Origin of the sequence: Streptococcus pluranimalium (assembly GCF_047785745.1) — a bacterium.
GTDB lineage: Bacteria > Bacillota > Bacilli > Lactobacillales > Streptococcaceae > Streptococcus > Streptococcus pluranimalium_B.
Genome location: NZ_JBLOJT010000243.1, coordinates 1 through 532 on the forward strand (window position 1 = coordinate 1; position 532 = coordinate 532).

The 532-nt window shown below is 45.5% G+C and carries 4 tRNA genes; all 4 read left to right on the plus strand.

Annotation, left to right across the window (positions count from 1 at the left end):
• Nucleotides 1-132: 132 nt before the first annotated feature.
• The 4 genes from ACMZ6U_RS10720 (at nt 133) to ACMZ6U_RS10735 (ending at nt 530) form a co-directional block, all read left to right on the plus strand.
• A tRNA-Asp gene (locus ACMZ6U_RS10720) sits at nt 133-205 on the plus strand.
• Between the two features lie 81 nt (nt 206-286).
• A tRNA-Lys gene (locus ACMZ6U_RS10725) sits at nt 287-359 on the plus strand.
• A 5-nt stretch (nt 360-364) separates the two neighbouring features.
• Nucleotides 365-446: transfer RNA gene (locus tag ACMZ6U_RS10730), tRNA-Leu, on the plus strand.
• 11 nt (nt 447-457) lie between these two features.
• A tRNA-Thr gene (locus tag ACMZ6U_RS10735) sits at nt 458-530 on the plus strand.
• Nucleotides 531-532 lie beyond the last annotated feature (2 nt).

Below are 532 nucleotides of genomic sequence, written 5' to 3' on the forward strand. Positions count from 1 at the left end.
AACCAAATAATTAAGGGCGTAAAATCTGCCTGAAAAATAGGAATCTAACCTAGTATGCTTGCATACAAGGCAGGTTATCTTTTTTTCAAGGATTTAGCCCGGGTACAATTTAGATTGTATAGGTTATGAAAAGGTCCCGTGGTGTAGCGGTTATCACGTCGCCCTGTCACGGCGAAGATCGCGGGTTCGATTCCCGTCGGGACCGTTGAAATCGAGAGAAAAATGAGATTTCAATTGGCAGATAGAGGAAACAGAGTTTCCAACATTATGCCATAAAATTGATAAAGACTCGTTAGCTCAGTTGGTAGAGCAATTGACTTTTAATCAATGGGTCACTGGTTCGAGCCCAGTACGGGTCATATAGGCGGGTTTGGCGGAATTGGCAGACGCACCAGATTTAGGATCTGGCGCTTAACGGCGTGGGGGTTCAAGTCCCTTAACCCGCATATAGGAAATAGCCGGCTTAGCTCAGTTGGTAGAGCATCTGATTTGTAATCAGAGGGTCGCGTGTTCAAGTCATGTAGCCGGCATA